Here is a 24,981-nt window from a genome sequence, read left to right on the forward strand (position 1 = left end):
CGGGTTCCAACCGACAAGAGCCTGCGCAATGAAAGCATTTTTTATCGAACGCTACGGCAAGCAGAACGGCCGTATTGACGACGTGCCCGACCCGGCGGTCGGTGCCCACGACGTGTTGATCGCAGTCCACGCCAGCAGCGTGAACCCGCTGGATCTGAAGATCCGCAGCGGTGAATTCAAGATGATCCTGCCGTATGAATTGCCGTTGGTATTGGGCAACGATGCGGCCGGTGTGGTGATCAGCACCGGGGCGGCGGTGAAGCGATTCAAGCCCGGCGACGGGGTTTATGCGCGCCCGCCTGAATCGCGGATCGGTACGTTTGCCGAACGCATCGCAGTCAACGAAAACGCCGTCGCTTTGAAACCCGCCAACCTCGGTATGACCGAAGCAGCCTGCATGCCGCTTGTGGCGTTGACCGCGTGGCAGGCGCTGGTGGAGGTCGCTCAAGTGAAAACCGGCCAGAAAGTCCTGATTCACGCGGGCTCGGGTGGTGTTGGCACGGTCGCAATCCAATTGGCCAAACACCTCGGGGCCTTCGTCGCGACCACCACCAGCACGGCCAATGTCGAGTGGGTCAAGGCTTTGGGCGCTGACGTGGTGATTGACTACAAGCAGCAGGATTTCGCCAATGAGTTGCGCGACTACGACGTGGTGCTTAACAGCCTCGGTGGCGATGTACTGAAGAAATCGCTCAAGGTGCTGAAACCAGGTGGGCAGCTCATTTCCCTGTCCGGGCCGCCGACTGCGCAATTTGCGCAAGAGCAGGGTTTGTCCTGGGTGCTGGGGCTGGTGATGCGTCTGCTCAGCAGTGGCATTCGTCGCAAAGCACACAAACGCGGCGTGGATTACACGTTTCTGTTCATGCGTGCCGATGGCATCCAGCTGCAAAAAATCACCGCCCTGATCGAAGCCGGTGTGATCAAACCGGTCATCGATCGCAGCTTCTCTTTCGATCAGATTGACGAGGCGCTGCACTACGTCGAACAGGGCCGGGCCAAAGGCAAAGTCGCCATCACCCTCGGCCAGGCCTCATAAAAATGCCGGACAATGAGGCACAAGCGAATGAAGAGCTGGCTGCCGAGACAGAACCCGATCCGCCCCTTTGCGAAGACGATCAGCGCCTGCAACCGCCGCTGATTGTCTGGCGCAGCTTGCTGCTGGAGCCCTGACAAAATCCCCGCCTGACTTGCTTTTTGCCTCCCCTGCACCACGCTTGATTCATAGAAGTGCACGGTTTCGTGGCAAAACTGCGGTTAACTGAATGGTTAGTTACCGTTATAATCGCACGCTTCATTTAAACGGGACTTTCAATGTGAACCACAGTCAAGGCGTCTCAGGCGTTTCAAAGTTCATTCTGGTCGGCCTCGGGGTGGTCATCGCCCTGCTCGGCCTCGCGCTCGCTGCCGGCGGCGTGAAACTGGTCAGTCTGGGCGGTTCCTGGTACTTCCTGATCGGCGGTCTGGTGATGACCGTTTCCGGTCTGCTGATCGCGCTCAAGAAAACTTCAGGCGCCTGGCTGTTCGCCGCGTTTCTCGTGGCGACCGCGATTTGGGCGGTGGCTGACGCCGGGCTGGTGTTCTGGCCGGTGTTCTCGCGCCTGTTCATGTTCAGCGCGATCGGTCTGGTCGTTGCGCTGGTGTATCCGCTGCTCGCTCGCGCCAATGGTCGCGCTGCCGGTCGGGGCGCCTATGCTGTTGCCGCGGTGCTGGCGGTCGGTCTGGCCGTTGCGGCCGGCAACATGTTCGTCGCCCACCCAACCGTTGCCGCCACTGGCACTGGCCCGGGCCTGACTCCGGTCGAACCGGCCAAGGCGCAGAAGGACTGGGCGCACTATGGCAATACCGAAGGTGGCAGCCGCTTCGCCGCGCTTGATCAGATCAACCGCACTAACGTCGACAAGTTGAAAGTGGCGTGGACCTACCACACCGGCGATGTCGCTGAAAGTGACGGCAACGGTGCCGAAGACCAGCTCACCCCGCTGCAGGTCGGCAACAAGGTATTTATCTGCACCCCGCACAACAACCTGATCGCCCTCGATGCCGACACCGGTAAAGAGCTGTGGAAGAACGCGATCAACGCGCAATCGAAAGTCTGGCAGCGCTGCCGGGGCATGGCTTATTTCGACGCCACTGCAGCCATCGCCCAGCCGAGCCATTCTTCGATCATCGAAGCCAAACCTGCGCCGGCTGCAAACTGCCAGCGTCGCCTGCTGACCAATACCATCGATGCGCGTCTGATCGCAGTCGATGCCGACACCGGCGAGTTCTGCCAGGGCTTCGGCAACAATGGCCAGGTAGATCTGAAGGCCGGTCTGGGCGATGTCCCGGACAGCTACTACCAATTGTCATCCGCGCCGTTGATGGCCGGCACCACCGTGGTAGTTGGCGGGCGTGTGGCCGACAACGTGCAAAGCGACATGCCTGGCGGTGTGATTCGTGGTTTTGACGTGATCACCGGCGCCATGCGCTGGGCCTTCGACCCGGGCAACCCGCAGGATCGCAACGCTCCGGCCGACGGCAGCACTTATGTACGCAGCACACCGAACAGCTGGGCGCCGATGTCCTACGACGCCGCGACCAACACGGTCTTCCTGCCGATGGGCAGCTCGTCCACCGACATCTATGGTGCCGAACGCAGCGAACTGGACCACAAATACGGCGCCTCGATCCTCGCGCTGGACGCCACCAGCGGTGAAGAACGCTGGGTGTTCCAGACCGTGCACAACGATCTCTGGGACTTCGACCTGCCAATGCAGCCGAGCCTGATCGATTTCAGCAAGGACGGCAAAAGCGTTCCGGCGCTGGTCATCGGCACCAAGGCCGGGCAGATCTACGTGCTCGACCGCGCCACTGGTAAACCCCTGACCGACGTTAAAGAAGTGCCGGTCAAAGCGGCTGACATTCCGAACGAGCCGTACTCGCCGACCCAGCCAAAATCGGTGGGCATGCCGCAGATCGGTGCGCAGCACCTGACCGAGTCCGACATGTGGGGCGCCACACCGTACGATCAGTTGCTGTGCCGCATCGACTTCAAGAGTATGCGCTACGACGGTTTGTACACTGCACCGGGCACTGACAAATCCCTGAGTTTCCCGGGTTCGCTGGGCGGCATGAACTGGGGCAGCATTTCCACCGACCCGGTGCACGGTTTCATCTTCGTCAACGACATGCGCCTGGGCCTGTGGATTCAAATGATCCCGTCGCAGAACAAAGGCCAGGCCGCTGGCGGTGGTGAAGCACTGAACACCGGCATGGGCGCTGTACCGCTCAAGGGCACGCCATACGCCGTGAACAAGAACCGCTTCCTCTCCGTGGCCGGCATTCCGTGCCAGGCGCCGCCGTTCGGCACCCTGACCGCCATCGACATGAAGACGCAGAAGGTGGCATGGCAGGTTCCGGTCGGCACCGTTGAAGACACCGGTCCTCTGGGCATTCGCATGCACTTGCCAATCAAGATCGGTCTGCCGACGCTCGGCGGCACCCTGTCGACTCAAGGCGGCCTGATCTTTATTGCCGGCACCCAGGACTTCTACCTGCGCGCGTTCAACAGCGGCAACGGTGAAGAGGTCTGGAAAGCTCGCCTGCCAGTCGGCAGTCAGGGCGGCCCGATGACCTACGTCTCGCCGAAGACCGGCAAGCAGTACATCGTCGTCACTGCTGGCGGCGCACGCCAGTCGACTGATCGTGGCGATTACGTGATGGCTTACGCCCTGCCGTAATTCGCGGCTGCACACTCACCCTCCCCCAAGCGCGCGGTGCCCCAAAGCACCGCGCCGTTGTTTTATCGCGTTGAAGATTTCAGCAGGAAGGATTCACATGTTATCGGCTGTTCGCTTTTCCCGTTCTGCACTGCTCAACGGCCTGCTATTGGGCCTGAGTTGCACCACCACCCTCCCCGCGCTGGCCGCCAGCGAAACCGATTGGCTGACCCGCAGCACCCTGACCGGTGACTGGGGCGGCTTGCGTCATCAATTGAATGAAGACGGCATCAGATTCACAGGCGATTACAGCGGCGAAACCGCTTACAACGCCGACGGCGGCCTGCACCGTTCGGCGCGCTACTCGCAGAACATCAAACTCGGCGTGCAGTTTGATCTGAGCAAACTCTATGGGCTAGACAACGCCGGCAAGGTGCAACTGACGATCAATGACCGACGCGGCAACAGCGCGTCGGAAGATCTGGTGGGCAACCGTTTGCCGATTCAGGAAAACTACGGCGGCCTCTACACCCGCCTGACCGAGCTGAGCTACGAGCGCAGCCTGTTCACGCCGGCGCTCAATGTGAAACTCGGCTACATGGCCATGGGCAACGACCTCGGCGGCCTCGACAGCGGCATTCTGTGCAATTTCATGAACGCCGGTTTCTGTGGCCACCCGCTGAACATGTCCGGCGGCAGCGGCTGGACCAACTACCCCAACGCGCGTCTGGGCGTGCGGGTCAAATACGACCTGTCGCCGTCCTGGCAACTGCGCGTGGCGGCGTTCAATGTCGACCCGGACAGCAACGGCAATTCCAGCCGCGCCTGGCATCTGGGCCCCAAGCGCACCACCGGTACCGTCGTGCCGATCGAGCTGGTCTACAAGCACGCTGGCGAGCTGCCCGGTGAATACAAAGTCGGCTATTACTACGACAGTTCCGACGTCAAACGCATCGACAGCGACAAGAAAGTCTCCGGTCGTGGCGGCCATTACTTGCTGGTCGATCAGGCCGTGTGGCGCTCGCCGACTTCCGAGGGGCGCAGTCTGCATGCGTTCGGTCAGTATTCGGCCGCCAGTGAAGCGGCTTCGCCGTTCAGCAAGTGGTACGGCACCGGGGTGGTTCTGTACAAACCTTTCGAAGGGCGCCCGCATGACACCGTCGCGCTGGGCTACGGCCGCGCCGTCCCCAACCCGCGCAGCCGCGACATGCAACAGGACGCAGCGCTGGCCAATCGCACGGCATTCCCCAACCTGGACAGTGCCGAACAACTGATCGAGTTGGGCTACGGTTATCAAGCCACCCCTTGGCTGACCCTGCGCCCGAATCTGCAATACATCATCGAACCGGGCGCGTTCTCGGGGCAGAACATCGACAATGCGCTGGTGATGGGCTTGCAGGTCAAGGCTGCCCTGTAAGGGTTGCGGTGAATGCACCGCCGTCATCGCGAGCAGGCTCGCTCCCACAGGGCATGTGTGTCGGGCGGGAAATTAATTCCAGCCATCGGTGAATTATTTCGTGTCCGCATGTATCTGAGCCAGAAGAGCCGGCGCCATCATGGAGATGGCATCGCAGCGGTAATCTGGATCAGCGAGCGGGAACATCGCAATGAAATCACGCAAGAACACCGTCAAACCGATCGGTTTGAAAGACATCACCATCGTCGACGACGCCAAGATGCGCAAGGCGATCACCGCCGCCGCACTGGGCAACGCCATGGAGTGGTTCGACTTCGGCGTCTACGGCTTTGTCGCCTATGTGCTCGGCAAGGTCTTCTTCCCGGGCGCTGACCCTGGCGTTCAGATGATTGCCGCGTTGGCGACGTTCTCTGTGCCCTTCCTTATTCGTCCGCTCGGCGGACTGTTTTTCGGTGCGCTGGGCGACAAGTACGGACGGCAGAAAGTCCTCGCCGCAACCATCGTCATCATGTCCCTGAGCACCTTCGCCATCGGCCTGATTCCGTCCTATGCCTCGATCGGCATCTGGGCGCCGATTCTGCTGCTTTTGGCGAAGATGGCCCAGGGCTTCTCGGTCGGTGGCGAGTACACCGGCGCCTCGATTTTCGTTGCTGAATACGCGCCGGACCGCAAACGCGGCTTCCTGGGCAGTTGGCTGGATTTCGGCTCGATCGCCGGTTTCGTCTTCGGCGCCGGCGTGGTGGTGCTGATTTCGACGATCCTCGGGGAACAGCGTTTCGAAGAATGGGGCTGGCGGATTCCGTTTTTCCTCGCCTTGCCGCTGGGCATGATCGGCCTCTATTTGCGCCATGCGCTGGAAGAAACACCAGCGTTCCAGCAGCACGTCGAAAAGCTCGAACAAGGCGACCGCGAGGGCCTCGCACGTGGCCCGAAAGTGTCGTTCAAGGAAGTCGCGACCAAACACTGGCGCAGCCTGATGACATGCATCGGCGTGGTCGCGGCGACCAACGTCACCTATTACATGCTGCTGACCTACATGCCGAGTTACCTCACGCATAACTTGCATTACAGCGAAAACCACGGCGTGCTGATCATCATCGCGATCATGGTCGGCATGCTCTTTGTGCAGCCGCTGATCGGCTTCATCAGCGATAAGATCGGCCGCAAGCCTTTCATCGTCGTCGGCAGCATCGGCCTGTTCATCTTTGCCATTCCGGCCTTCATGCTGATCAACAGCGGCAGCATCGGTCTGATTTTTTCCGGGTTGCTGATCCTCGCGGTGTTGCTCAACTTCTTCATCGGCGTAATGGCTTCGACTCTGCCGGCGATGTTTCCTACCCACATCCGCTACAGCGCATTGGCCAGCGCTTTCAACGTCTCGGTGCTGATCGCCGGCCTGACCCCTACTGCCGTGGCGTGGCTGGTCGAAAGCACCAACGACCTTTACATGCCCGCCTATTACCTGATGGTCATCGCAGTGGTCGGCCTGATCACTGGCGTGACCATGAAGGAAACCGCCAACAAGCCCCTGCGCGGAGCGGCCCCGGCGGCCTCTGACCTGGAAGAAGCCAAAGAGCTGCTGCAGGAACACCACAACAACATCGAACAGAAAATCGAAGACATCGATGCCGAAATCGCCGCGCTGGAAGCCAAACGCAAGGAGCTCGCGCAACAGCACCCGCGCATCGATTGATCATCCCGGCGTTGGCAATTGGTCCAACGTCTCGCGAAGCTTGAGCTAGCCTTGAAACCGGATCGCACGCCCTTCAAGGAGTCCCTATGTTCAAGCTGATGAGAAGTTCGGTCGCCGGCGGTTTGCTGTTTGCCAGTCTTCAGGTCGAGGCCGGTGGCATCATGATTTACGAGGCGGGTCACGAAGGCACTGGCCTGGCCAACGCCGGTTCCGCCGTGTTGGCCAGCGATCCGAGCGTACTGATGACCAACCCGGCGGGCATCAGCCAATTGGCCGGCACCCAAATCAACTTCAATGCCCAATTGATCCTTGGTGATATCAGTTTCTCCCGGGACAACGACAACACCTTCGGCGGCAACGAAGGCGGCAACGCCTTGAAGTACCTGCCCGGTTCAAGCTTTTTCATCAGCCACCAACTCGACGACCGTTCTTCCGTCGGGTTTGGCATGTATGGCAATTTCGGCCTGGCGGTGGATTACGACGATGACTGGGCCGGGCGTTATTTCGCTCAGGAGTCGGCCATCATCGGCGTGTCGCTCCAGCCCACTTATGCCTACAGGATCACAGATGATCTGTCGGTTGGCCTGGGCCCGCGCTTCATGCTCGGCTACTTCCGCACCGAAGTGGCGGTCAACAATAACGTGCTCGGCCTGGGCAATGCCGAGGACGGGCAGTTGCGCTACAAGGACACCGACTGGGGGACTGGCGCCAACGTCGGCGTGCTCTACAACCTCAACGAACGGACAAAGCTCGGGCTGGCCTGGACCAGCAAGATCAAGCTCAAATTCGAAGACAAACCCGAGCTGAAAAAAATCTCCAATCCGTTGCTGCGCCTGGCCCTGAACCGGCTTGATGCCGATCAGTTGAACGTCGAAATGAACGTGCCGCAGACCGTCACAACCAGCGTGTCCTACCAACTGGATCCGCAATGGACGCTGCTCGGCAGCCTCGGCTGGCAGGACTGGAGCGATTTCGGCAAGATCGGCGTGGAAGTCGACACCGATGCAGGCTCCACCGCGACCACCGCCCAGCGCCAATACAAAGACACCTGGCACGCCTCGATTGGCGCGCAACACCAGATCAACCCCAGGCTGCGCTGGAACGTTGGCCTGGGTTACGACTCCTCGGCGGTGGACGACAAGGATCGTACCGTCGACAACCCGATGAACGAAGCGTGGCGCCTGGCTACCGGGGTCAGCTACGCCTTGCAGGACGACGTCGATGTGCACATGAGCTACACCCTGATTTATCTGGGCGACATGGACGTGCAACAGACCAAGTCGCGCTCGGGTGGCTCGGTGTCCGGCGAATACAAAAACGCCGCCCTGCATGTGCTGGGCGGCGGCGTGGTGTGGCGGTTCTGAGGCGTTCCCTCAGTGAATACACGGTGTCAGCGCAGCTCTTCGTTGCGTTTATCGTCCAGAACGTCGGTGACATCGGCCGGTTGATAGACCCAGCCGATGAACAATTCGTAGCCGACCGCCAGAATCACCGGTCCGGTAAACAGGCCGATAATGCCGCTGGTGACCATGCCGCCGAGTGCGCCGATCAGCACCACGGGCATGGGCACCGCCACGCCACGGCCCAGCAACATCGGTTTGAGCACGTTGTCGGAGAGGCCTGCAATCACCATCCACACGGCAAAAACAACCGTGCCGGCACTGACGCCGTCATGGGCGAAGACAAACACCACCACCGGCACAGTGATCAGCAGCACCGGCAGTTGCATGATGCCCAGCAACAACACCATCAGGGCCAGAACGCCTGCGGCCGGAACGCCCATGATCACCAGCGCCACGCCGATCAACAGCATCTGGATGAAGGCGATACCGACCACACCCTGCGCCACGGCACGGATGGTCGATGTGCACAATTGGGCAATCTGCGGGCCGCGCACCGGGCCGGAGATCCGCTTGGCGATTGCCAACGCCGTGCCATGACCGCGTTCACCATGGGTCATGATCAGCCCCGCGACAATCAGCGCCACGACAAACACGATGATTCCGGCACCGACACCCGCGGCTTGATGCAACAGCACCCGGCCCCAACTGGTCAGGTGCGGCGCCAGTTCCTTGAAGACCCAGCTCAGATCCTGCGAGGCGTGCATCCAGACGCCATATAACGGCGCGCCGATCAGCGGCCAGTCGGCGACATTCGCCGGCGGCGGCGGAATCTCGAATTGCCCCGCCTCCGCAGTGTGCATGCCCGCTTTGACCGAATCGGCCACCGAGGCGCCAAGCAGGCTGAGCGGCACCATCAGAATCAGCAACCCCAGCAGCACCAGCACAACCGCCGCCCAGCCGTAACGATTGCCGAGTCTGGCACCGAGCTTGCGGTTAAGCGGATACAGAGTGATCGCCAGAATCAGCGCCCAGAGCATCACATTGAGAAACGGGTGAAAAATGTCATAGCAAAACAACACGAGCGTCGCGATCAGTCCGGCGCGAATCAACACATCAAGCAAGGCTTTGGAGCTGTTGAAGGCAATCAGCGGTTTCTCTTCCATGGCAGCGTTCCTCAGCGACACGGCATTCAGGATGCGCTGAGCCTAGAACAGGTTGGGCAGGTCTTCCTGTGTGGGTGGGCTTTGTTTATTGATTCACGCCGAACTTTGTGGGAGCTGGCTTGCCAGCCATAGCGCAAGTTCAGCCACGTAGAGATTGGATTTGCCGCCCTATCGCTGGCAAGCCAGCTCCCACAGGTTCTTGCACCGAATGCAGGAATCGGGGGCTTGGTGTTAAATAGGCGCCAGTCTTAACCTTGTCGCTTAAAGCCGTGCAACGAGAACCGCTATGAATACCGCTGCCCAGAACATTCACGCTCATCAGGTGACCCAATGATCGAAGTCACCGAAGTCTCCATTGCCCAACTGCGCGCCGCGCTCGAATCCGGCCAGACCACTGCCGTGGAGCTGGTGCAGGCCTATCTGGCGCGCATCGACGCCTACGACGGCGCCGACACTCCCACGGCCCTCAACGCCGTAGTCGTGCGCAATCCGCAAGCCTTGAACGAAGCCCGCGCCTCCGACGCCCGCCGGGCCAAATGCGAAACCCTCGGCCCGCTCGACGGCATTCCTTATACGGCCAAGGACAGTTATCTGGTCAAGGGCCTGACCGCCGCCTCCGGCAGCCCGGCCTTTGCCGATCTGGTCGCCCATCGGGACGCCTTCACCATCGAACGTTTACGCGCCGCCGGGGCGATTTGTCTGGGCAAGACCAACATGCCGCCGATGGCCAATGGCGGCATGCAGCGCGGCGTGTATGGCCGTGCTGAAAGTCCGTATAACGCCCGTTACCTCACCGCCCCCTTCGCGTCTGGCTCGTCCAATGGCGCCGGCACCGCTACCGCAGCGAGTTTCGCCGCGTTTGGTCTGGCGGAGGAAACCTGGTCGAGCGGTCGTGGCCCGGCCTCAAACAATGGCCTGTGCGCCTACACCCCTTCGCGCGGGGTGATTTCGGTGCGCGGCAACTGGCCGCTGACCCCGACCATGGACGTTGTCGTGCCCTTCGCGCGCACCATGGCCGATCTGCTCGAAGTGCTCGATGTGGTCGTTGCCGAAGACCCGGACACCCGTGGCGACCTATGGCGTCTGCAACCGTGGGTGCCGATTCCGCGTGTCAGCGAAGTGCGCCCGGCGGCTTACGCCGAATTGGCCGCAACCGCCGAAGCGTTGGCCGGCAAGCGTTTCGCCATCCCGCGCATGTACATCAACGCTGATCCGGACGCGGGCACCAGCGAGGCCCCCGGCATCGGCGGCCCGACCGGGCAGCGCATCAATACCCGCGCTTCGGTGATCAATTTGTGGAAGCAGGCGCGTCAGGCCCTCGAAGCCGCCGGCGCTGAAGTGATCGAAACCGATTTCCCGCTGGTGTCCAATTGCGAAGGCGACCGCCCTGGCGCGCCGACCGTGTTCACCCGTGGGCTGGTCTCGAAAGAATTCCTCCACCATGAACTGTGGGACCTCACGGCATGGGCGTTCGACGACTTCCTGCAGGCCAACGGCGATCCGAAGCTCAATCGTCTGGTTGACGTTGACGGGCCGAAGATTTTCCCTCACGAGCCTGGCACCCTGCCCAATCGTGAAGGCGATCTGGCTGCTGGCATGGACGAGTACGTGCGCATGGCCGAGCGCGGCATCACGCCATGGAATGAAATCCCGACCGTACCTGATGGCCTGCGTGGGTTGGAGCAAACCCGGCGCATCGACCTTGAAGACTGGATGGACAGACTCGGCCTGGACGCCGTGCTGTTTCCGACGGTCGCCGATGTCGGCCCGGCGGACGCCGATGTAGATCCTGCGTCGGCCGACATCGCGTGGAGCAACGGTGTGTGGGTCGCCAACGGCAACCTCGCGATCCGCCATCTGGGCGTACCGACCGTTACCGTGCCGATGGGCGTGATGGCCGATATCGGCATGCCGGTTGGCCTGACCTTCGCCGGTCGCGCCTATGACGATTCGAATCTGTTGCGCTTTGCAGCGGCATTCGAATCCACCGGCAACAAGCGCCAGATCCCGCCGCGCACACCACCGTTGTCCTGACCCAAACCTGTGGGAGCGAGCCTGCTCGCGAATGCGGTGTGTCAGCCAACAGAAATGTAGCCTGACCCACCGTCATCGCTGGCAAGCCAGCTCCCACAATGTTTGCGGACGATCATCTTCGGTGCGTACATCAGAAATCCTTGTGGGAGCTGGCTTGCCAGTGATAGCGACCTGACAGCCGACCCATTTACGCGCACTGCATCAGGCTCACTCCTACAACTTTTTGTGTAACAGCCGCCAACTCAGCACATCGGCCCAATCCTTCCCCTCTCAATCCCTTGATCATCAGCGCCATTCAAATCGCCACCGGCCCTGACCATGATCAACCGTGCTCCTTCCCGCTTAACCCTCCTTGCGCTGCTCTGCGGTCTTGCCGGAACGGCCACAGCCAGCGATTTTTTTGACGATGCCAAAAGCGAAGTCCTGCTGCGCAACTTCTACCTGAGCAACGACTATCGCTCGCCCACCCCTTCTGGAAAAAATTACAAACAGGAATGGGCTCAGGGGTTTATCGGTAACTTCTCATCTGGATTCACCGAAGGGACGGTCGGTTTCGGCATTGACGCCCACGCCTTCGCCGGGCTCAAACTCGACGGCGGCAAGGGACACTCCGGCACTGGCCTGTTGCCGGTGGACAGCGACGGCCGCAGCGCAAGCAACTACTCCAGCGCCGGCGGTGCATTCAAGCTCAAAGCCTCGCGCACCGTTCTGGCCTTCGGTGAAATGACTGTGGAAACCCCAGTCTTCGACACCTCAGACAAACGCCTGCAGCCGGAATACGCGTCTGGCTTTTTGCTCAACAGCGACGAGCTTGACAACGCCCACCTCGTCGCCGGGCATTTCACCGCGTTCAAGAATCAGGACAGTTCCTCCGGCAAAGGCGATTTCTATGGCTACGGCGCTAATACCGAGGCCGGTGGAATCAGCTTCGTCGGCGCAGATCTTTTTGGCACCAGCCCGGTCGGCGGCGCACTTTACGCCTCGGAGCTCAGCGACACCTGGCAGCAGTATTACGGCAACCTGCATTTCAAACAGTCGGGCGTGCTGCTCGATGCCAACCTTTACCACACCCGCGACACCGGTCGGGCGCTGGCCGGAGAAATCGACAACACCGCCTTCAGCCTCTCCGGCAAATACACGTTCGGCCCACACGCAGTGATGCTCGGCTGGCAGCGAATCAACGGCGACACCCCGTTCGATTTCGTCGGCGGCGACTCGATCTACCTCGCCAACTCGATCAAATACGCGGACTTCAACGGCGCCAACGAGCGCTCCTGGCAAGCGCGCTACGACCTCGACCTCGGCGCCTTTGGCGTTCCCGGCCTGAGCTTCATGACCCGCTACGTTAGCGGCAGCCACATCGACGGCACCCACGCGCCCAAGGGCGGCGCCTATAACCCGTTCGATGCCGACACCGGTGACTATCAACCGCAACAAGGTGATGGCGGCAAACACTGGGAGCGCGATATCGATTTGAAATACATCGTCCAGTCCGGCGCGGCGAAAGATCTGTCGGTGCAACTCTCACACGTCTCTCACCGGGCCAATGACGCGCAGGCCGGCGATGATATTGACCGGATCTATGTCGTGGTCCAGTACCCATTGGGTTTCTAGGGCGCGCGCCCTCAGGATTTGTGTGCTCCGCCAGAGCCAGAGGCTTATCATGGCCGCCATGAACAACCTGCCTCCACGAGACCGCACATGAATTTCGATTTTGATCAGCTGTTCGACCGCCACCACACCGGCAGCACCAAGTGGAGCCGCTACCCGGCCGAGGTGTTGCCGATGTGGGTCGCTGACATGGATTTCGCTGCGCCACCGGTGATCATCGAGGCCTTGCAACAGCGCCTGCTGCACCCCTTGCTCGGTTACAGCGTCGCTCAGGACGACCTGCGCGAAGCGATCGTCGCCGACCTCTGGAACAAGTACGCCTGGCGGGTCGAGCCGCAGGAACTGATCTTCCTGCCGGGCGTGGAATCGGGCTTCAACATGGCGCTCAAGGCATTGGTGCAGCCACAGCAGAATGTCGTGGTGCAGGTGCCGAATTATCCTCCGCTGCGGCATGCGCCGGGGCATTGGGGCCTGAACAAGGTCGAACTGCAATTCAACGCCCAGGCCGATGGCACCTACGCGACGCCGCTGGACGTTCTGCGCGAATCGCTGAACGGCGGTGGCGCCCTGCTGCTTAGCAATCCGCACAACCCGATCGGCAAGGTCTTCGGCCGCGACGAGTTGCAAGCGGTAGCGGACATTTGCGTGGCACAGGACGCATGGATCATCTCCGACGAAATTCACGCTGAATTGTGCTTCGACGGCCGAGTGCACATCCCCACCGCGTCCCTGAGCCCGGAAATTTCCCGGCGCACGATCACCCTGATGTCAGCGAGCAAGGCTTACAACATCGCCGGCCTCAAGACCTCGTTCATGATCATCCAGGATGCGGCCCTGCGCGAACGCGTCAACCACGCCCGTTGCGGCATGGTCGACAGCGTCAACCCGCTGGGCATGGAGGCCACTCGCGTGGCTTACAGCGAAGCCGGGCCGTGGCTTGCCGAGCTGAAAACCTACCTGCAGGCCAACCGTGACTGGCTGGTTGCAGCGGTGCGCAGCCGTTTGCCGGGCGTGACCATCAATGTGCCGCAGGGGACTTATCTGGCGTGGCTCGATTGTTCGGCGCTGGACCTGCCTGATCCGCAGCGGTTTTTTCTGGAACAGGCCAGGGTCGGGCTCAGTGCGGGGCTGGATTTTGGCGATCAGCATCAGCAGTTCGTACGACTGAACTTTGGCTGCCCGCGTGCGTTGCTGGAAGAAGGGATTACGCGTATGGAGCAGGCTTTAGTCAACCGCAAACTCTGATCCTGGACGCAATTTCCCTAGGGTAGATAATCCCTCTGTGGGAGCGAGCCTGCTCGCGAACGCGTTGTGTCAGGCGACAGGAATGTTGACTGACACTGCACCTTCGCGAGCAGGCTCGCTCCCACATTGGTTTTGCATGCTCCAACAAAAATCCGTCGCAAATCCGATCGAACTCAAGGCAAAGCCACCGGGTCAACCCGGAACACTGGCCTTGAAATCAGGAGACCCTGCGATGACTGACTATCCAAAACCACCCTTCCCGAAACAAGCCCAACCGGTGCCCGGTTCCCAGCGCAAAATGGAGCCATACCCGGACTGCGGCGAACAAAGTTACGTCGGCTCGGGCCGGCTGGCCGGCAAAATTGCGCTGATCACCGGTGCCGACAGCGGCATTGGCCGCGCCGTGGCGATTGCATTTGCCCGCGAAGGCGCCGACGTTGCCGTGGCTTATCTGAATGAGCATGAGGATGCCAAGGAAACCGCGCGCTGGGTCGAACAGGCCGGGCGTCAATGCCTGCTGCTTCCAGGTGATATCGCCGAAAAAGCCCAGTGCCAGGCCTTGGTCGACCAGACCGTCGAACGCTTCGGTCGTATCGATATTCTGGTCAACAACGCCGCGTTCCAGATGACCCACGAAACGTTTGAAGAAATCCCCGATGACGAATGGGTGATGACGTTCGACGTCAACATCACCGCCATGTTCAGGATCTGCCAGGCGGCGATCAAGCACATGCGTCCCGGCTCGTCGATCATCAACACCAGCTCGGTCAACTCCGACATGCCCAAGCCGACCCTGCTCGCCTACGCCACCACCAAAGGCGCGATTGCCAATTTCACGGGCGGTCTGGCACAGATGCTCGGGCCCAAGGAAATCCGCGTGAACAGCGTGGCACCAGGCCCGATCTGGACGCCGCTGATTGTCTCGACCATGCCCGACGAAGAAGTGCAGAATTTCGGCGGCAACACCCCGCTCGGCCGCCCAGGCCAACCGGTGGAAGTCGCGCCGATTTATGTACTGCTGGCGTCCGACGAAGCCAGTTACATCACCGGTCAGCGCTACGGCGTGACCGGCGGCAAACCGATGCTGTAACCCGGCAGCAGAAAAACTGAACCCAGCGGCATGATGCCCTCTCCATACCTGTAAGCGCCCACGGGCCGTCAGGAACAGGAGGTCGTCATGTCCGCCCCCATCGTCAGACTTTTCACCCAACCCACCTTCGCCTGGTCCGATATCCGCCGCGAAGAAGAAACCCATCCCCGCCACTACCTCGCCCATCTGCTGTTACTCGCATTGATTCCCGCGATTTGCCTGTTCCTTGGCACCACCTATGTCGGCTGGAGTCTGGCAGTGGGTGAAACCGTACGGCTGAGCACCGCCAGTGCCCTGCAACTGAGCGTGCTGCTCTATTTAACAATCGTCGCCGGCGTCGCGATCATGGGCGGCTTCATTCGCTGGATGTCGCGTTCCTTTGACGCGCGGCCCACGCTCAATCAATGCATCGGTTTTGCCGCGTATACCGTTACGCCGTTCTTCATTGCCGGATTCGCCGGGCTGTATCCGAGCCGCTGGCTGGCGATTCTGGTGCTCGGCGCGGCGTCGATTTACTCGACGTTTTTGCTGTTCGTCGGCCTGCCGACCTTCATGCATGAACGCAAGGAACAAGGCCTGCTCTATGCGGCCTGCGTTTGGGGCGTCGGCCTGCTGGTGCTCGTGACCATGCTGGTGTCGATGATCCTGTTGTGGTTCAACGTGCTCATCCCCGAGTACCTGCGCACGACTGTGAGCTGACCCGGTGCGGCTGCCCTTGAACATCCAGCTCGGCGAGGGCACATGAGTTTCGGCGTGTGGGTCGCGGTGCTCGGCGCGGTGCTGCTGACATTGGCCCTGACGTCTTCCTGGTTGCGCTGGCTGCCGGTCACCACCTCAGCGGTGTGCCTGCTGCTGGGCATCGCCATCGGCCCCAGCGGCCTCAACCTGCTGGAACTGTCGCTGGAACAATCCTCGCTGTGGATGGAGCACCTGACGGAAGTCGCGGTGCTCTTTTCGTTATTCGTCTGCGGCCTGAAACTGCGTCTGCCGCTGGGCCACAAAACCTGGCGCATCGCCTTTGGCCTGGCGGGGCCGGTGATGATCCTGACGATTTTCGGCGTGTCGGTACTGTTGCACTGGGGACTGCAATTGCCGTGGGGGCCTTCGGTGCTGATCGGCGCGATCCTGGCCCCGACCGATCCGGTACTCGCCGCGTTGGTGCAGGTTAACGACGCGCAAGATGTCGACAGCGTCCGCTTCGGCCTGTCCGGTGAAGCCGGGCTTAATGACGGAGTGGCCTTTCCATTCGTAATTCTCGGGCTGCTGTTGCTGCACGGTGACGGCAGTGCCGGCGAGTGGCAGCACTGGGTACTTCGAAGTTTGTTGTGGGCAGTGCCGGCGGGCTTGTTGACCGGTTACTGGATGGGCCGGGGCATCGGTCGCATCGCGCTCTCGCTGCGCATTCACAACGAGGACAGCACCCTCGGCCCGAATGACTATCTGACGCTGGCGTTGATTGCGCTGTCCTACGTGGTGGCCGATGCAATCGGCGGCTACGGCTTTTTAGCGGTGTTTGCGGCCGGCCTCGGTCTGCGTCAGGAAGAGGTCAAATCCACAGGTGTCGCCCAGCCGCCGGCTGAGCATCTGGTGCAGCCGGTGGTCGGCCACCAACACGTCGAGCCGCAGCACGCCGTGCATGGCGACACACAAGAACTTGAAGACAGTCAGGTCGCGGCGGGCATCATGATGGGCGACATGCTGGCTTTTGGAAGCCTTGTGGAGCGTGCGATGGAAGTGTTTTTGGTGACGCTGCTCGGCGTCGTGTTGATCGCGCACTGGGACTGGCGGGCGCTGTGGATCGGCGCGGTACTGTTTTGCCTGATTCGCCCGTTGAGCGTTGCGCTGATGCCGTGGGGGAACTTGCTCAGCGGCCCGCAGCGCCTATTGGTTGGCTGGTTCGGCATTCGTGGCATTGGCAGTCTGTTTTATCTCTTCTTCGCGTTGAACCACGGCCTGGACGCCGACGTGGCGACGGTCTGCGCCAACATCACGTTATCGGTGGTGGCCCTGAGCATATTGCTGCATGGCGTCAGCACGCAGCCGATGCTCGCGCGGTATGAACGGCTGAAACAACGAAAAAGCTGATTTTTCGACCGCTTCGTTTCGCAGGAAATGATCGAACTTTTTTCTGAAAATAAATGGATCGCCCGGCGTGACCCCAAGGTCACAACCTTAACCGCGCCAATCATCCAGCGCGGCCCGGCAGGTTCGGTTCCCCTGCGGTGAACAGCCTATTAAACGGAACCTCGATAACTTTAAGGTCACGGTCATGAACGAATGCTCGACTCCTGCGCAAATCAAGGCTTGCAGAGCACTGGCTCTGGAACGCAATCGTCAACTGTTTGAAGAAGCCCATGCTCTGAATCGAGCGGCAAACGAGCTGCTTGAACAGACGCCCACGGATTTCGAACGATTCGAGCAATATCGAGCACTGCGCAAGAAAGCCGACGCGAAATTTGAAGACGCCATCGATCATCTCTGTGTGTTGAATGAAGATTTCCCGCCAATTCCATCGGCGGTGCAGAATGCGGTGCAAACGCGGCGTGAGCTGGAAACGGCGTAAGCGTGTTATGACCCCTCTCCCGAGGGAGAGGGGCAAGCTTCCATACCTTGAAACAGCCAGCGCCAATCTACTTCACGGATTGGTCACCTGAATAAACACCGCATACACCCCCAACATCACCCAGAAAGTGGCGAAGATCCAAGGCGTGCGCAAGGAAAACAGCAGCGACTTGCGATAACCCTTGTGCGACGACTCGACCTCGCTGAACAGCGGCGACTCGTCGTAGGCCAGGCCCATGACCGGCTCGGCGTGCAACAACTGGCTCTGTTTGAAATGCCAGTGATCGATGATGTCGTACGCCGCGCGAATGCCAGGCCAGGCGTTGAGTGAACTCAGCACCCCCAGCAATGCCAAAAACGGCGGTACGACCAAGGTAAACATCTTCCCCCATTCCGGATTGAGGTTAGCCATGCATGACGCGAAGGCGATCACCAGAAACGACTGCGCCGCCAGATAAGCGTCGGTGCGGTTGGCTAGGATGCTGGTTTCGTACTGGATTTCCCGACGATAGAAGTCCAGCCGCTCCTTGGGCGAACCGAACATTTTGGCGTTATGTTCGGTCAGGGTTTCTTCAGCGGTCGGCTGGGTCAATATGCGAGACAAAAGACGCGCCCTCCAAAAGTGAATAAGTCTTTTGGAAAGCCGCCGCTCAGGACAAGTTCAGCCGGATCGACCAGCGAGTCACTTCATTGACTGAGCGATGATCTGTACCAGATTCAGCTGGGTAAACGGTTTAGGCAGGCGCGGCAATTGCGCGGCGAAGCCCTCCAGCCGTTCGGCGTAACCGGTGGCCAGAATGATCGGCAAGTCCGGCTTGAGCATTCGCACGGCGTGAGCCAGTTGCGCACCGCTCATGTGCGGCATCGCCATGTCTGTGATCATCAGATCGACCACTTCCCCCTGATCGATCAACGCCAACGCCTGGGCGCCGGAAGTTGCACCGATCACGCGGTGACCAAGATCTTCGAGCAGCAGGCTGGTGCTGGTCAGCACCAGCGAATCGTCATCGACCACCAGCACACTGAGCCTCGGCACCGTGAGCGGCGCAGCGTTTGCGTACACAGGTCGGCTGGCCGCACGCTCAAGGGCCACGGGGATCCATAACTCGGCTGCCGTGCCATGGCCCTTCTCGCTCTTGAGAATGAACCGGCCGCCCAACTGCTCGATGAAGCCATGCACCATCGACAAGCCCAGCCCGGTGCCTTTGCCTAACCCCTTGGTGGTGAAGAACGGGTCGCGGGCGCAGGCGAGCGTGGCCTCGTCCATGCCTTCGCCGCTGTCGATCAGGCTGACGCAAACGTAACGACCTGCCGCCAACGTCGCGTGACTTTGTTCAAGCACCACTTCTGCTTGTGCCTCAATAATCACCGTGCCGCCCTCTGGCATGGCATCGCGTGCGTTGGTCGCCAGATTGAGGATGGCCAGTTCCAGCTGATTGCTGTCGGCGAGCACCGGCTGCAAATCCTCGGGGAAGTGCGTTTCGATGCGAATCCCCGGTCCCAACGAGCTGCGCAACAACCCGGTGATGCCTTGCACCAGTTGCGGGATATCGACCGACTCGGTCTTGAGCTCCTGACGACGGGCAAACGCCAGCATGCGCTGGGTCAGCGAGACACCGCGCAAGGCGCCCTGGGTGGCGTTTTCCAGCAAGCGGGCAATCTTCGGGGCGTCGCCAATGCGCTTCTGCACAATCTCGAGATTACCCAGGATCACCGTCAGCAAGTTATTGAAATCATGGGCGATGCCGCCGCTGAGCTGCCCGATAGCCTGCATCTTCTGCGCCTGGAACAACGCCTCGCGGGTTTTCTCCAGCGCTTGCTGTGCCTCATGGGCCTCGGTCACATCGCGGGTGATCTTGGCAAAACCCAACAAGGCGCCGGTGTCGCCGCGAATCGCATCGACCACCACATGGGCCAGAAAACGCGTGCCGTCCTTGCGCATTCGCCAGCTGCGATTCTCGAAACGACCTTCCCGGGTGGCGATCTCCAGCGCGCGCTGCGGCTCGCCCGCCTCGCGATCCTCGGGGGTGTAGAAAATCGAAAAATGCTGGCCGATGATCTCTTCCGGCAAATAGCCCTTGATGCGCTGGGCGCCCTGGTTCCAGTTGCTCACGCAACCATGGGGGCTGAGCATGTAAATCGCGTAATCGGTGACCCCCTGAACCAGCAGGCGGAACTGCTGTTCGCTTTGTTTGAGGGTTTCTTCGGCCATTTTGCGGTCGGTCAGATCGCGGGTGATCTTGGCGAAGCCCAGCAGTTGACCGTTGGGGTCGATGATCGGATCGATCACCACGTGCGACCAGAAGTGCGTACCGTCCTTGCGCACCCGCCAGCCTTCGCCTTCGAAACGACCTTCGCGGATCGCCGTATCGAGTGCCCGTTGCGGCATCCCCTTGGCGCGATCATCAGCGGTATAAAAGCGCGAGAAGTGCTCGCCGAGGATTTCCGCCTCTTCGTAACCCTTGAAGCGTTTGGCGCCGGAGTTCCAGCTGGTGATGATGCCGTCGGGGTCGATCATGTAGATCGCATAGTCGACAACCGCGTCGATCAGCAGCCGGAAGCGGCTGTCTTCGATCGCTGCGGTTTTGTTGTTTTCACTCATCACACTCACCAGCCACTGTCATGGGCTGAAGTATGCGTGAATCCGCCGATTTGAAAAATACCGGTTCACTGTTGATCGCCCACCAGCGCGGCAGCAATTGCCTGATGCGGCTTTCGGCAAAGCGGTCATCGATCAGCATGACCACGCCGCGATCCTCGCGGGTACGAATCACCCGACCGGCCGCCTGCACGACTTTTTGCAAGCCCGGATACAGATAGGTGTAGTCATACCCGGCACCAAAGATGGCCGCCATGCGCCGCTTCATCTGCTCATTGACCGGGTTGAGCTGCGCCAGCCCCAACGTGGCGATGAACGCACCGATCAGCCGCGTACCGGGCAAATCGATGCCCTCACCGAACGCGCCGCCCAGCACCGCAAATCCGACGCCCTGGCTGCCCGCGCTGAACTGGTCAAGAAACGCCTGCCGCGCGGCCTCGGCCATGCCCCTCGATTGTTGCCACTGCGTGACGTGCGGATGCCGCTCGGCCAGCAGCGTCGCGACCTGTTGCAGGTAATCGAAACTGCTGAAGAACGCCAGATAGTTACCCGGCCGCTCGCTGAACTGACGGGCGATCAGCTCGACGATGGGCTCCAGCGAGGCATGGCGATGATTGAAACGCGTGGAAATCTGGCTGACGATGCTCACCTGCAGTTGCTCGGCACTGAACGGCGACTCGACGTCGATGCACACCGTGTCGGCCGGGGTGCCGAGCAGGTCGGCGTAATAGTTGCGCGGACTCAGCGTGGCCGAAAACAGCACGCTGCTGCGCGCCGCTGTCAGGCGCGGCCCGATGAACGCGGCCGGCACCACGTTGCGCAGGTACAGTTGTGACAACGGTTGCTTGCGGTCGAGGTCGCGTTTGCTGATGTCGAACAGATAATGCTCGTCGTACAGCTCAGCCACCCGGCCAAATTGCAGCAGATCGAAATAGAAGTTCTGCAGGCCGCTGTCGAGGCCTTGCGGATGCTCATTGAGATAGTCGCCAATGGCCGCGCAGCACAGCGAAATCGCTTGCAGGAGTTTGTCCGGCGCCTTGTCATACGCCTGATACGCCACCCGTTGCGGCGCGTGCAGCGCGTTCCATTCACGGTTGACCCGCTGCAGGGATTTCTTCAGTGCGGCGGGCGCAGTCTTGCGCACGGTGCCGAGATTGAACTGGTCGAGACTGGCGCTGTACATCTGGCGACCGCGCTCGACCAGGTTATGCGCCTCGTCGGCCAGCACCGCGACTTTCCATTGATTGAGCTGGGCCAGACCGAACAGCAGCGCGCTGAAATCGAAGTAATAGTTGTAGTCGGCGACCACCACATCCGCCCAACGGGCCATTTCCTGGCTCAGGTAGTACGGACACACCGCGTGTTGCGCAGCGACTTCACGCATCGCCGCCTGATCCAGCAGATTGATCTGGCTGGCGGCTTCACGTGCCGCCGGCAGACGATCATAAAAGCCCTGGGCCAGCGGGCAGGATTCGCCATGACAGGCCTTGTCCGGATGTTCGCAAACCTTGTCGCGGGCGATCATTTCCATGACCCGCAGCGGCAAGTCCGACGCCTGTCGGAATAACACCTGGCTGGCATCCAGCGCCAGTTTGCGCCCCGGGGTCTTGGCGGTGAGGAAAAACACCTTGTCCAGTTGCTGCGGCGCCAGTGCCTTGAGCATCGGGAACAGCGTGCCGAGGGTTTTGCCAATGCCGGTGGGCGCCTGCGCCATCAGGCAGCGTCCGGTGCTGACGGCCTTGAACACCGACTCGGCCAGATGCCGCTGGCCCGGACGGAAATCGGCATGGGGAAACGTCAGTTGCTGCGCTGCCAGATTGCGCGCCTCGCGGTGAGCCATTTCCTGCTCGGCCCACTGCAGGAACAAGCCGCACTGCGTATCGAAAAACACCTTCAGTGCCTCGGCACTGTACGACTCGAGCAGACAGGTTTCCTTTTCGCTGACAATGTCGAAATACACCAGCGCCAGGTTGATCCGCTCAAGCTGCAGTTTCTGGCACATCAACCAGCCGTAAATCTTCGCCTGTGCCCAGTGCAACTGGCGGTGATTGGCCGGTTGCTTGCTCAGGTCGCCCCGGTAGGTTTTGACTTCTTCCAGGCAGTTTTGCGCGGGATCGTACCCATCCGCCCTGCCCTTGACCCGCAGCGTGCCGAACTCGCCTTGCAGCGCCACTTCGCTCTGGTATTTCTCGCTGCGCCGCGACGCCACGGTGCGATGCCCGGCAATGCCTTCCAGCGCCGTGGGCGATGGGGTGAAACGCAGGTCGAGGTCGCCGGTCTTGGCGGTGAACTCGCACAATGCGCGTACGGCAACGCTGTAACTCAAGCGCTCTGCTCCGACCATTGCACGTAGCACACGGCCACCGGCATCTGGTGCTCGTGGCAGAACTCCAGCCAGCGCAGTTGATTGTCCTGCAAACGGTCGCCGGGGCCTTTGACTTCGATCATCCGGTAGGTTTTGTGCTGCGGCCAGAACTGGATCAGATCCGGCATGCCGGCGCGGTTGGCCTTGATGTCGACCAGCAGGCGATTGAACCAGTGCTTGAGGTGCTCGGCGGGCAGGCAGGCCAACGCCTGTTCCAGCAAGGCTTCATTGAGTGCGCCCCAGAACACGAACGGCGACTGAATGCCCCACTTTTCAATGAAGCGCTGGCGGATCGTATCGGCGTAGCGGCCGTCGTCGAGTTCACCCAGGCAGGCTTGAAACAAATCGGCGCGGCGCACAAGAAAATCTTCGCTCAACAGATCGACCGGGCCGCGCTGGAACGGGTGGAAAAACGCTCCTGGCAACGGCGCGAAGATCGCCGGCCAGCACAACAGGCCGAACAGCGAATTGATCAGGCTGTTTTCGACGTAATGCACGGGCCCATCGTCATCATGCAGGTGCGCTTGCACGTGGAATTCGACCGACAGCGCCGGATCGGTACGCGGCAAGTGCAGGTCCAGACGCTCGACCGCACGGGCCTTGGCACGCTTGAGCGGCGGGCCTCCGAGTTTGCGTCGCAGGCGCGGCACGATGCGTTGCAGGCCTTGTTGTTCGGCGGCGCTTTGCGGTGCCTGTTCGGCCAATGTGCCCAGTTCCAGCGCCCGCGCGTATTCGCCGCAACGTTCAAGCACACGGATCATGCGCAGTCGCGCCCCCGGGTAGGCGCAGTCACGGTAAACGCTCAGCGCCAGGGCGAAATCACCGATGCGCTCGCCATACTCGCCGATCTGAAACAGCGCCTTGGCGCGCCGACGTTGCAGCCACGGATTGTCGAAATGCACGGCACTGATCTGTTCGACAATCTCCTGCAGCGGCTCGCCGGCCTCGAAGCGCAGTTGGCACTGGTGCAGGAACAGGCAGGCATCGACGTCTTCACGGCTGCGCAGGCCTCGAGAATCGGCGCAGAACTCGACCTTTTCATAAGTGAAGATACCAAGGTCGGCCAGCACGAACTCGGACCAGTCCTGATAAAGGTTGCCGAAGAACATCAGGCGCAGGCGATCGCACAGATCCATCAGGGTCAGGCTGAATAGCCGGTCAGCCAATTGCGGCGCCCAGTCGCGCAGGGTTTGTGGTTCGGCGAACTGTTCGGCCAGTTGCGGCAGCCAGTCGTCCTTGCGCCCTTTCGGATGGTCGATGAAGGCGCCGAAGGCTTGCACAAGCTCGGCCTTGAGCAAGACGTCGAACAGTTCTGCCAGTGTCAGCGCCGCGTGTTCGTCGAGCCAGCCATGATCGAGCAACGGCAGCGCCGCCTCAGCGATGTCGCCGATTTCCACGTAGTTGAGTTTGCTTGCGCGAAAATGAATGCCCTTGCGCATGACCATGCGCACCAGCAAACCCTGCGAGGCCAGCGGCAAGCTGTTGAAGTCGCGAATAAACCCGTGCTCGGTTTGACTCATCACATCGGCATAACGAAGCTCAAGCCAATCAAGCACTTGCCGGAAGTTGTTGAGGTAATAGAACGGGTCGTCGAGCGGATTGGGGGTCACGGAAATTCAAAGCCACGGCAAGCAATACTGGTTATGCGTACAGATACCAGCTCAGCCCCGCCCGGCGCAAACGGAAAAAGATCAATGGCATTTTTTCGCGCCGTCATCGAACTTTTCCGCCAATGATGGCACCAACCGCGTTAGAGGGCGGACAATGCCCGTAATCACATCGCTAAGGAGTCAAAGGTGGGTATGAATATCAAGATGCTGGGTATCCCGATGGCGGTCGCAGCCCTGTTGGCCCTGGGCGGTTGCTCGACCCAGACCGTGGTGACGCTGCAGAACGGCACCCAGTACCTGACCGAGGACATGCCGAAAACCGAGACCGAAGACGGCTTCTACGAGTTCGAGGACATCTCCGGAGCCAAGGTCAAGGTTCGCGCTGATGAAGTGGCGACCGTTCGCAAGGAAGACTGATCCGATCATTACCGCATTATCGTTCAATCGCGGGCAAGCCCGCTCCCACAGGTCTCATGTCGTTCACAGAGTGGATGTACGACTCGGACCCTGTGGGAGCTGGCCTGCCAGCGATGGCGCCATTACTGGCGCCG

The 24,981-nt window shown here is 60.7% G+C and carries 19 protein-coding genes; 14 read left to right on the top strand and 5 right to left on the bottom strand.

Features of this window, described 5'->3' with window-relative positions:
- Positions 1 to 28: 28 nt before the first annotated feature.
- The 6 genes from HU727_RS05320 to HU727_RS05340 all read left to right on the top strand — a co-directional run bounded on the left by HU727_RS05320 (position 29) and on the right by HU727_RS05340 (position 8,172).
- Positions 29 to 1,036, top strand: coding sequence for an NADP-dependent oxidoreductase (locus HU727_RS05320; protein WP_186528826.1), 1,008 nt, complete (start codon positions 29 to 31; stop codon positions 1,034 to 1,036).
- Positions 1,037 to 1,038: 2 nt separating this feature from the next.
- The gene (locus HU727_RS25855; protein WP_264081971.1) at positions 1,039 to 1,170 is read left to right on the top strand and encodes a hypothetical protein; all 132 of its coding nucleotides are present in this window, start codon (positions 1,039 to 1,041) and stop codon (positions 1,168 to 1,170) included.
- 143 nt (positions 1,171 to 1,313) lie between these two features.
- The gene (locus tag HU727_RS05325; RefSeq protein WP_186528828.1) at positions 1,314 to 3,719 is read left to right on the top strand and encodes a glucose/quinate/shikimate family membrane-bound PQQ-dependent dehydrogenase; all 2,406 of its coding nucleotides are present in this window, start codon (positions 1,314 to 1,316) and stop codon (positions 3,717 to 3,719) included.
- Positions 3,720 to 3,816: 97 nt separating this feature from the next.
- Positions 3,817 to 5,115 carry a carbohydrate porin gene (locus HU727_RS05330; protein ID WP_186528830.1) on the top strand — a complete coding sequence of 433 codons (1,299 nt, stop codon included), beginning with the start codon at positions 3,817 to 3,819 and terminating at the stop codon, positions 5,113 to 5,115.
- Between the two features lie 190 nt (positions 5,116 to 5,305).
- A complete protein-coding gene (gene proP / locus HU727_RS05335; protein ID WP_186528832.1) occupies positions 5,306 to 6,808 on the top strand; it encodes a glycine betaine/L-proline transporter ProP in 1,503 nt (500 codons plus the stop codon).
- Positions 6,809 to 6,894: 86 nt separating this feature from the next.
- Positions 6,895 to 8,172, top strand: coding sequence for an OmpP1/FadL family transporter (locus tag HU727_RS05340; protein ID WP_186528834.1), 1,278 nt, complete (start codon positions 6,895 to 6,897; stop codon positions 8,170 to 8,172).
- Between the two features lie 26 nt (positions 8,173 to 8,198).
- On the opposite strand, the gene HU727_RS05345 is transcribed toward HU727_RS05340, so the two are convergent.
- Entirely contained in the window at positions 8,199 to 9,314 is a 1,116-nt protein-coding gene (locus tag HU727_RS05345; RefSeq protein ID WP_186528843.1) for an AI-2E family transporter, read from the bottom strand.
- Positions 9,315 to 9,644: 330 nt separating this feature from the next.
- Between HU727_RS05345 and HU727_RS05350 the strand changes: the two genes are divergently transcribed.
- From HU727_RS05350 to HU727_RS05380, 7 genes are all read left to right on the top strand, one after another.
- Positions 9,645 to 11,348, top strand: a complete 1,704-nt coding sequence (locus HU727_RS05350) for an amidase (RefSeq protein WP_186528845.1) — start codon at positions 9,645 to 9,647, stop codon at positions 11,346 to 11,348.
- A gap of 318 nt (positions 11,349 to 11,666) precedes the next feature.
- Complete coding sequence (locus HU727_RS05355) at positions 11,667 to 12,962, top strand: OprD family porin (protein WP_186528847.1); 1,296 nt, start codon at positions 11,667 to 11,669, stop codon at positions 12,960 to 12,962.
- 87 nt (positions 12,963 to 13,049) lie between these two features.
- Positions 13,050 to 14,204, top strand: a complete 1,155-nt coding sequence (locus HU727_RS05360; protein ID WP_186528854.1) for a MalY/PatB family protein — start codon at positions 13,050 to 13,052, stop codon at positions 14,202 to 14,204.
- 232 nt (positions 14,205 to 14,436) lie between these two features.
- Positions 14,437 to 15,294 (top strand): glucose 1-dehydrogenase, encoded by an 858-nt coding sequence (locus HU727_RS05365; RefSeq protein ID WP_186528856.1) that lies wholly within the window; start codon positions 14,437 to 14,439, stop codon positions 15,292 to 15,294.
- 87 nt (positions 15,295 to 15,381) lie between these two features.
- Positions 15,382 to 15,993: a Yip1 family protein gene (locus HU727_RS05370; RefSeq protein WP_186528858.1), complete on the top strand. Its 612-nt coding sequence runs from the start codon at positions 15,382 to 15,384 to the stop codon at positions 15,991 to 15,993.
- 42 nt (positions 15,994 to 16,035) lie between these two features.
- A complete protein-coding gene (locus HU727_RS05375; RefSeq protein WP_186528865.1) occupies positions 16,036 to 17,379 on the top strand; it encodes a cation:proton antiporter in 1,344 nt (447 codons plus the stop codon).
- A 184-nt stretch (positions 17,380 to 17,563) separates the two neighbouring features.
- On the top strand, positions 17,564 to 17,857 hold the full coding sequence (locus HU727_RS05380) for a hypothetical protein (protein WP_186528867.1): 294 nt from the start codon (positions 17,564 to 17,566) through the stop codon (positions 17,855 to 17,857).
- Positions 17,858 to 17,929: 72 nt separating this feature from the next.
- On the opposite strand, the gene HU727_RS05385 is transcribed toward HU727_RS05380, so the two are convergent.
- The 4 genes from HU727_RS05385 to HU727_RS05400 all read right to left on the bottom strand — a co-directional run bounded on the left by HU727_RS05385 (position 17,930) and on the right by HU727_RS05400 (position 24,430).
- Positions 17,930 to 18,460, bottom strand: coding sequence for a hypothetical protein (locus HU727_RS05385; protein ID WP_186528869.1), 531 nt, complete (start codon positions 18,458 to 18,460; stop codon positions 17,930 to 17,932).
- Between the two features lie 78 nt (positions 18,461 to 18,538).
- Positions 18,539 to 20,458 (bottom strand): hybrid sensor histidine kinase/response regulator, encoded by a 1,920-nt coding sequence (locus HU727_RS05390; RefSeq protein WP_186528871.1) that lies wholly within the window; start codon positions 20,456 to 20,458, stop codon positions 18,539 to 18,541.
- Positions 20,451 to 22,781 carry an ATP-dependent DNA helicase gene (locus HU727_RS05395; protein WP_225919774.1) on the bottom strand — a complete coding sequence of 777 codons (2,331 nt, stop codon included), beginning with the start codon at positions 22,779 to 22,781 and terminating at the stop codon, positions 20,451 to 20,453. The genes HU727_RS05390 and HU727_RS05395 overlap by 8 nt, the downstream gene beginning before the upstream one ends.
- Positions 22,778 to 24,430, bottom strand: a complete 1,653-nt coding sequence (locus HU727_RS05400) for a VRR-NUC domain-containing protein (protein ID WP_186528873.1) — start codon at positions 24,428 to 24,430, stop codon at positions 22,778 to 22,780. Before HU727_RS05400 ends, HU727_RS05395 begins: the two co-directional genes overlap by 4 nt.
- A gap of 192 nt (positions 24,431 to 24,622) precedes the next feature.
- Between HU727_RS05400 and HU727_RS05405 the strand changes: the two genes are divergently transcribed.
- Positions 24,623 to 24,847 (top strand): YgdI/YgdR family lipoprotein, encoded by a 225-nt coding sequence (locus tag HU727_RS05405; RefSeq protein ID WP_186528875.1) that lies wholly within the window; start codon positions 24,623 to 24,625, stop codon positions 24,845 to 24,847.
- Positions 24,848 to 24,981: the final 134 nt, after the last annotated feature.

This window comes from Pseudomonas khorasanensis, assembly GCF_014268505.2.
Classification (GTDB): Bacteria; Pseudomonadota; Gammaproteobacteria; order Pseudomonadales; family Pseudomonadaceae; genus Aquipseudomonas; species Aquipseudomonas khorasanensis.

Excerpts from the sequence above, each read along its gene's own strand:
- HU727_RS05330 (WP_186528830.1), top strand. The coding sequence starts at position 3,817 with ATGTTATCGGCTGTTCGCTTTTCCCGTTCTGCACTGCTCAACGGCCTG.
- HU727_RS05405 (WP_186528875.1), top strand. The coding sequence starts at position 24,623 with ATGAATATCAAGATGCTGGGTATCCCGATGGCGGTCGCAGCCCTGTTG.
- HU727_RS05360 (WP_186528854.1), top strand. The coding sequence starts at position 13,050 with ATGAATTTCGATTTTGATCAGCTGTTCGACCGCCACCACACCGGCAGC.
- proP (WP_186528832.1), top strand. The coding sequence starts at position 5,306 with ATGAAATCACGCAAGAACACCGTCAAACCGATCGGTTTGAAAGACATC.
- HU727_RS05365 (WP_186528856.1), top strand. The coding sequence starts at position 14,437 with ATGACTGACTATCCAAAACCACCCTTCCCGAAACAAGCCCAACCGGTG.
- HU727_RS05350 (WP_186528845.1), top strand. The coding sequence starts at position 9,645 with ATGATCGAAGTCACCGAAGTCTCCATTGCCCAACTGCGCGCCGCGCTC.
- HU727_RS05320 (WP_186528826.1), top strand. The coding sequence starts at position 29 with ATGAAAGCATTTTTTATCGAACGCTACGGCAAGCAGAACGGCCGTATT.
- HU727_RS25855 (WP_264081971.1), top strand. The coding sequence starts at position 1,039 with ATGCCGGACAATGAGGCACAAGCGAATGAAGAGCTGGCTGCCGAGACA.
- HU727_RS05340 (WP_186528834.1), top strand. The coding sequence starts at position 6,895 with ATGTTCAAGCTGATGAGAAGTTCGGTCGCCGGCGGTTTGCTGTTTGCC.
- HU727_RS05355 (WP_186528847.1), top strand. The coding sequence starts at position 11,667 with ATGATCAACCGTGCTCCTTCCCGCTTAACCCTCCTTGCGCTGCTCTGC.
- HU727_RS05390 (WP_186528871.1), bottom strand. The coding sequence starts at position 20,458 with ATGAGTGAAAACAACAAAACCGCAGCGATCGAAGACAGCCGCTTCCGG.
- HU727_RS05370 (WP_186528858.1), top strand. The coding sequence starts at position 15,382 with ATGTCCGCCCCCATCGTCAGACTTTTCACCCAACCCACCTTCGCCTGG.
- HU727_RS05380 (WP_186528867.1), top strand. The coding sequence starts at position 17,564 with ATGAACGAATGCTCGACTCCTGCGCAAATCAAGGCTTGCAGAGCACTG.
- HU727_RS05345 (WP_186528843.1), bottom strand. The coding sequence starts at position 9,314 with ATGGAAGAGAAACCGCTGATTGCCTTCAACAGCTCCAAAGCCTTGCTT.
- HU727_RS05375 (WP_186528865.1), top strand. The coding sequence starts at position 16,036 with ATGAGTTTCGGCGTGTGGGTCGCGGTGCTCGGCGCGGTGCTGCTGACA.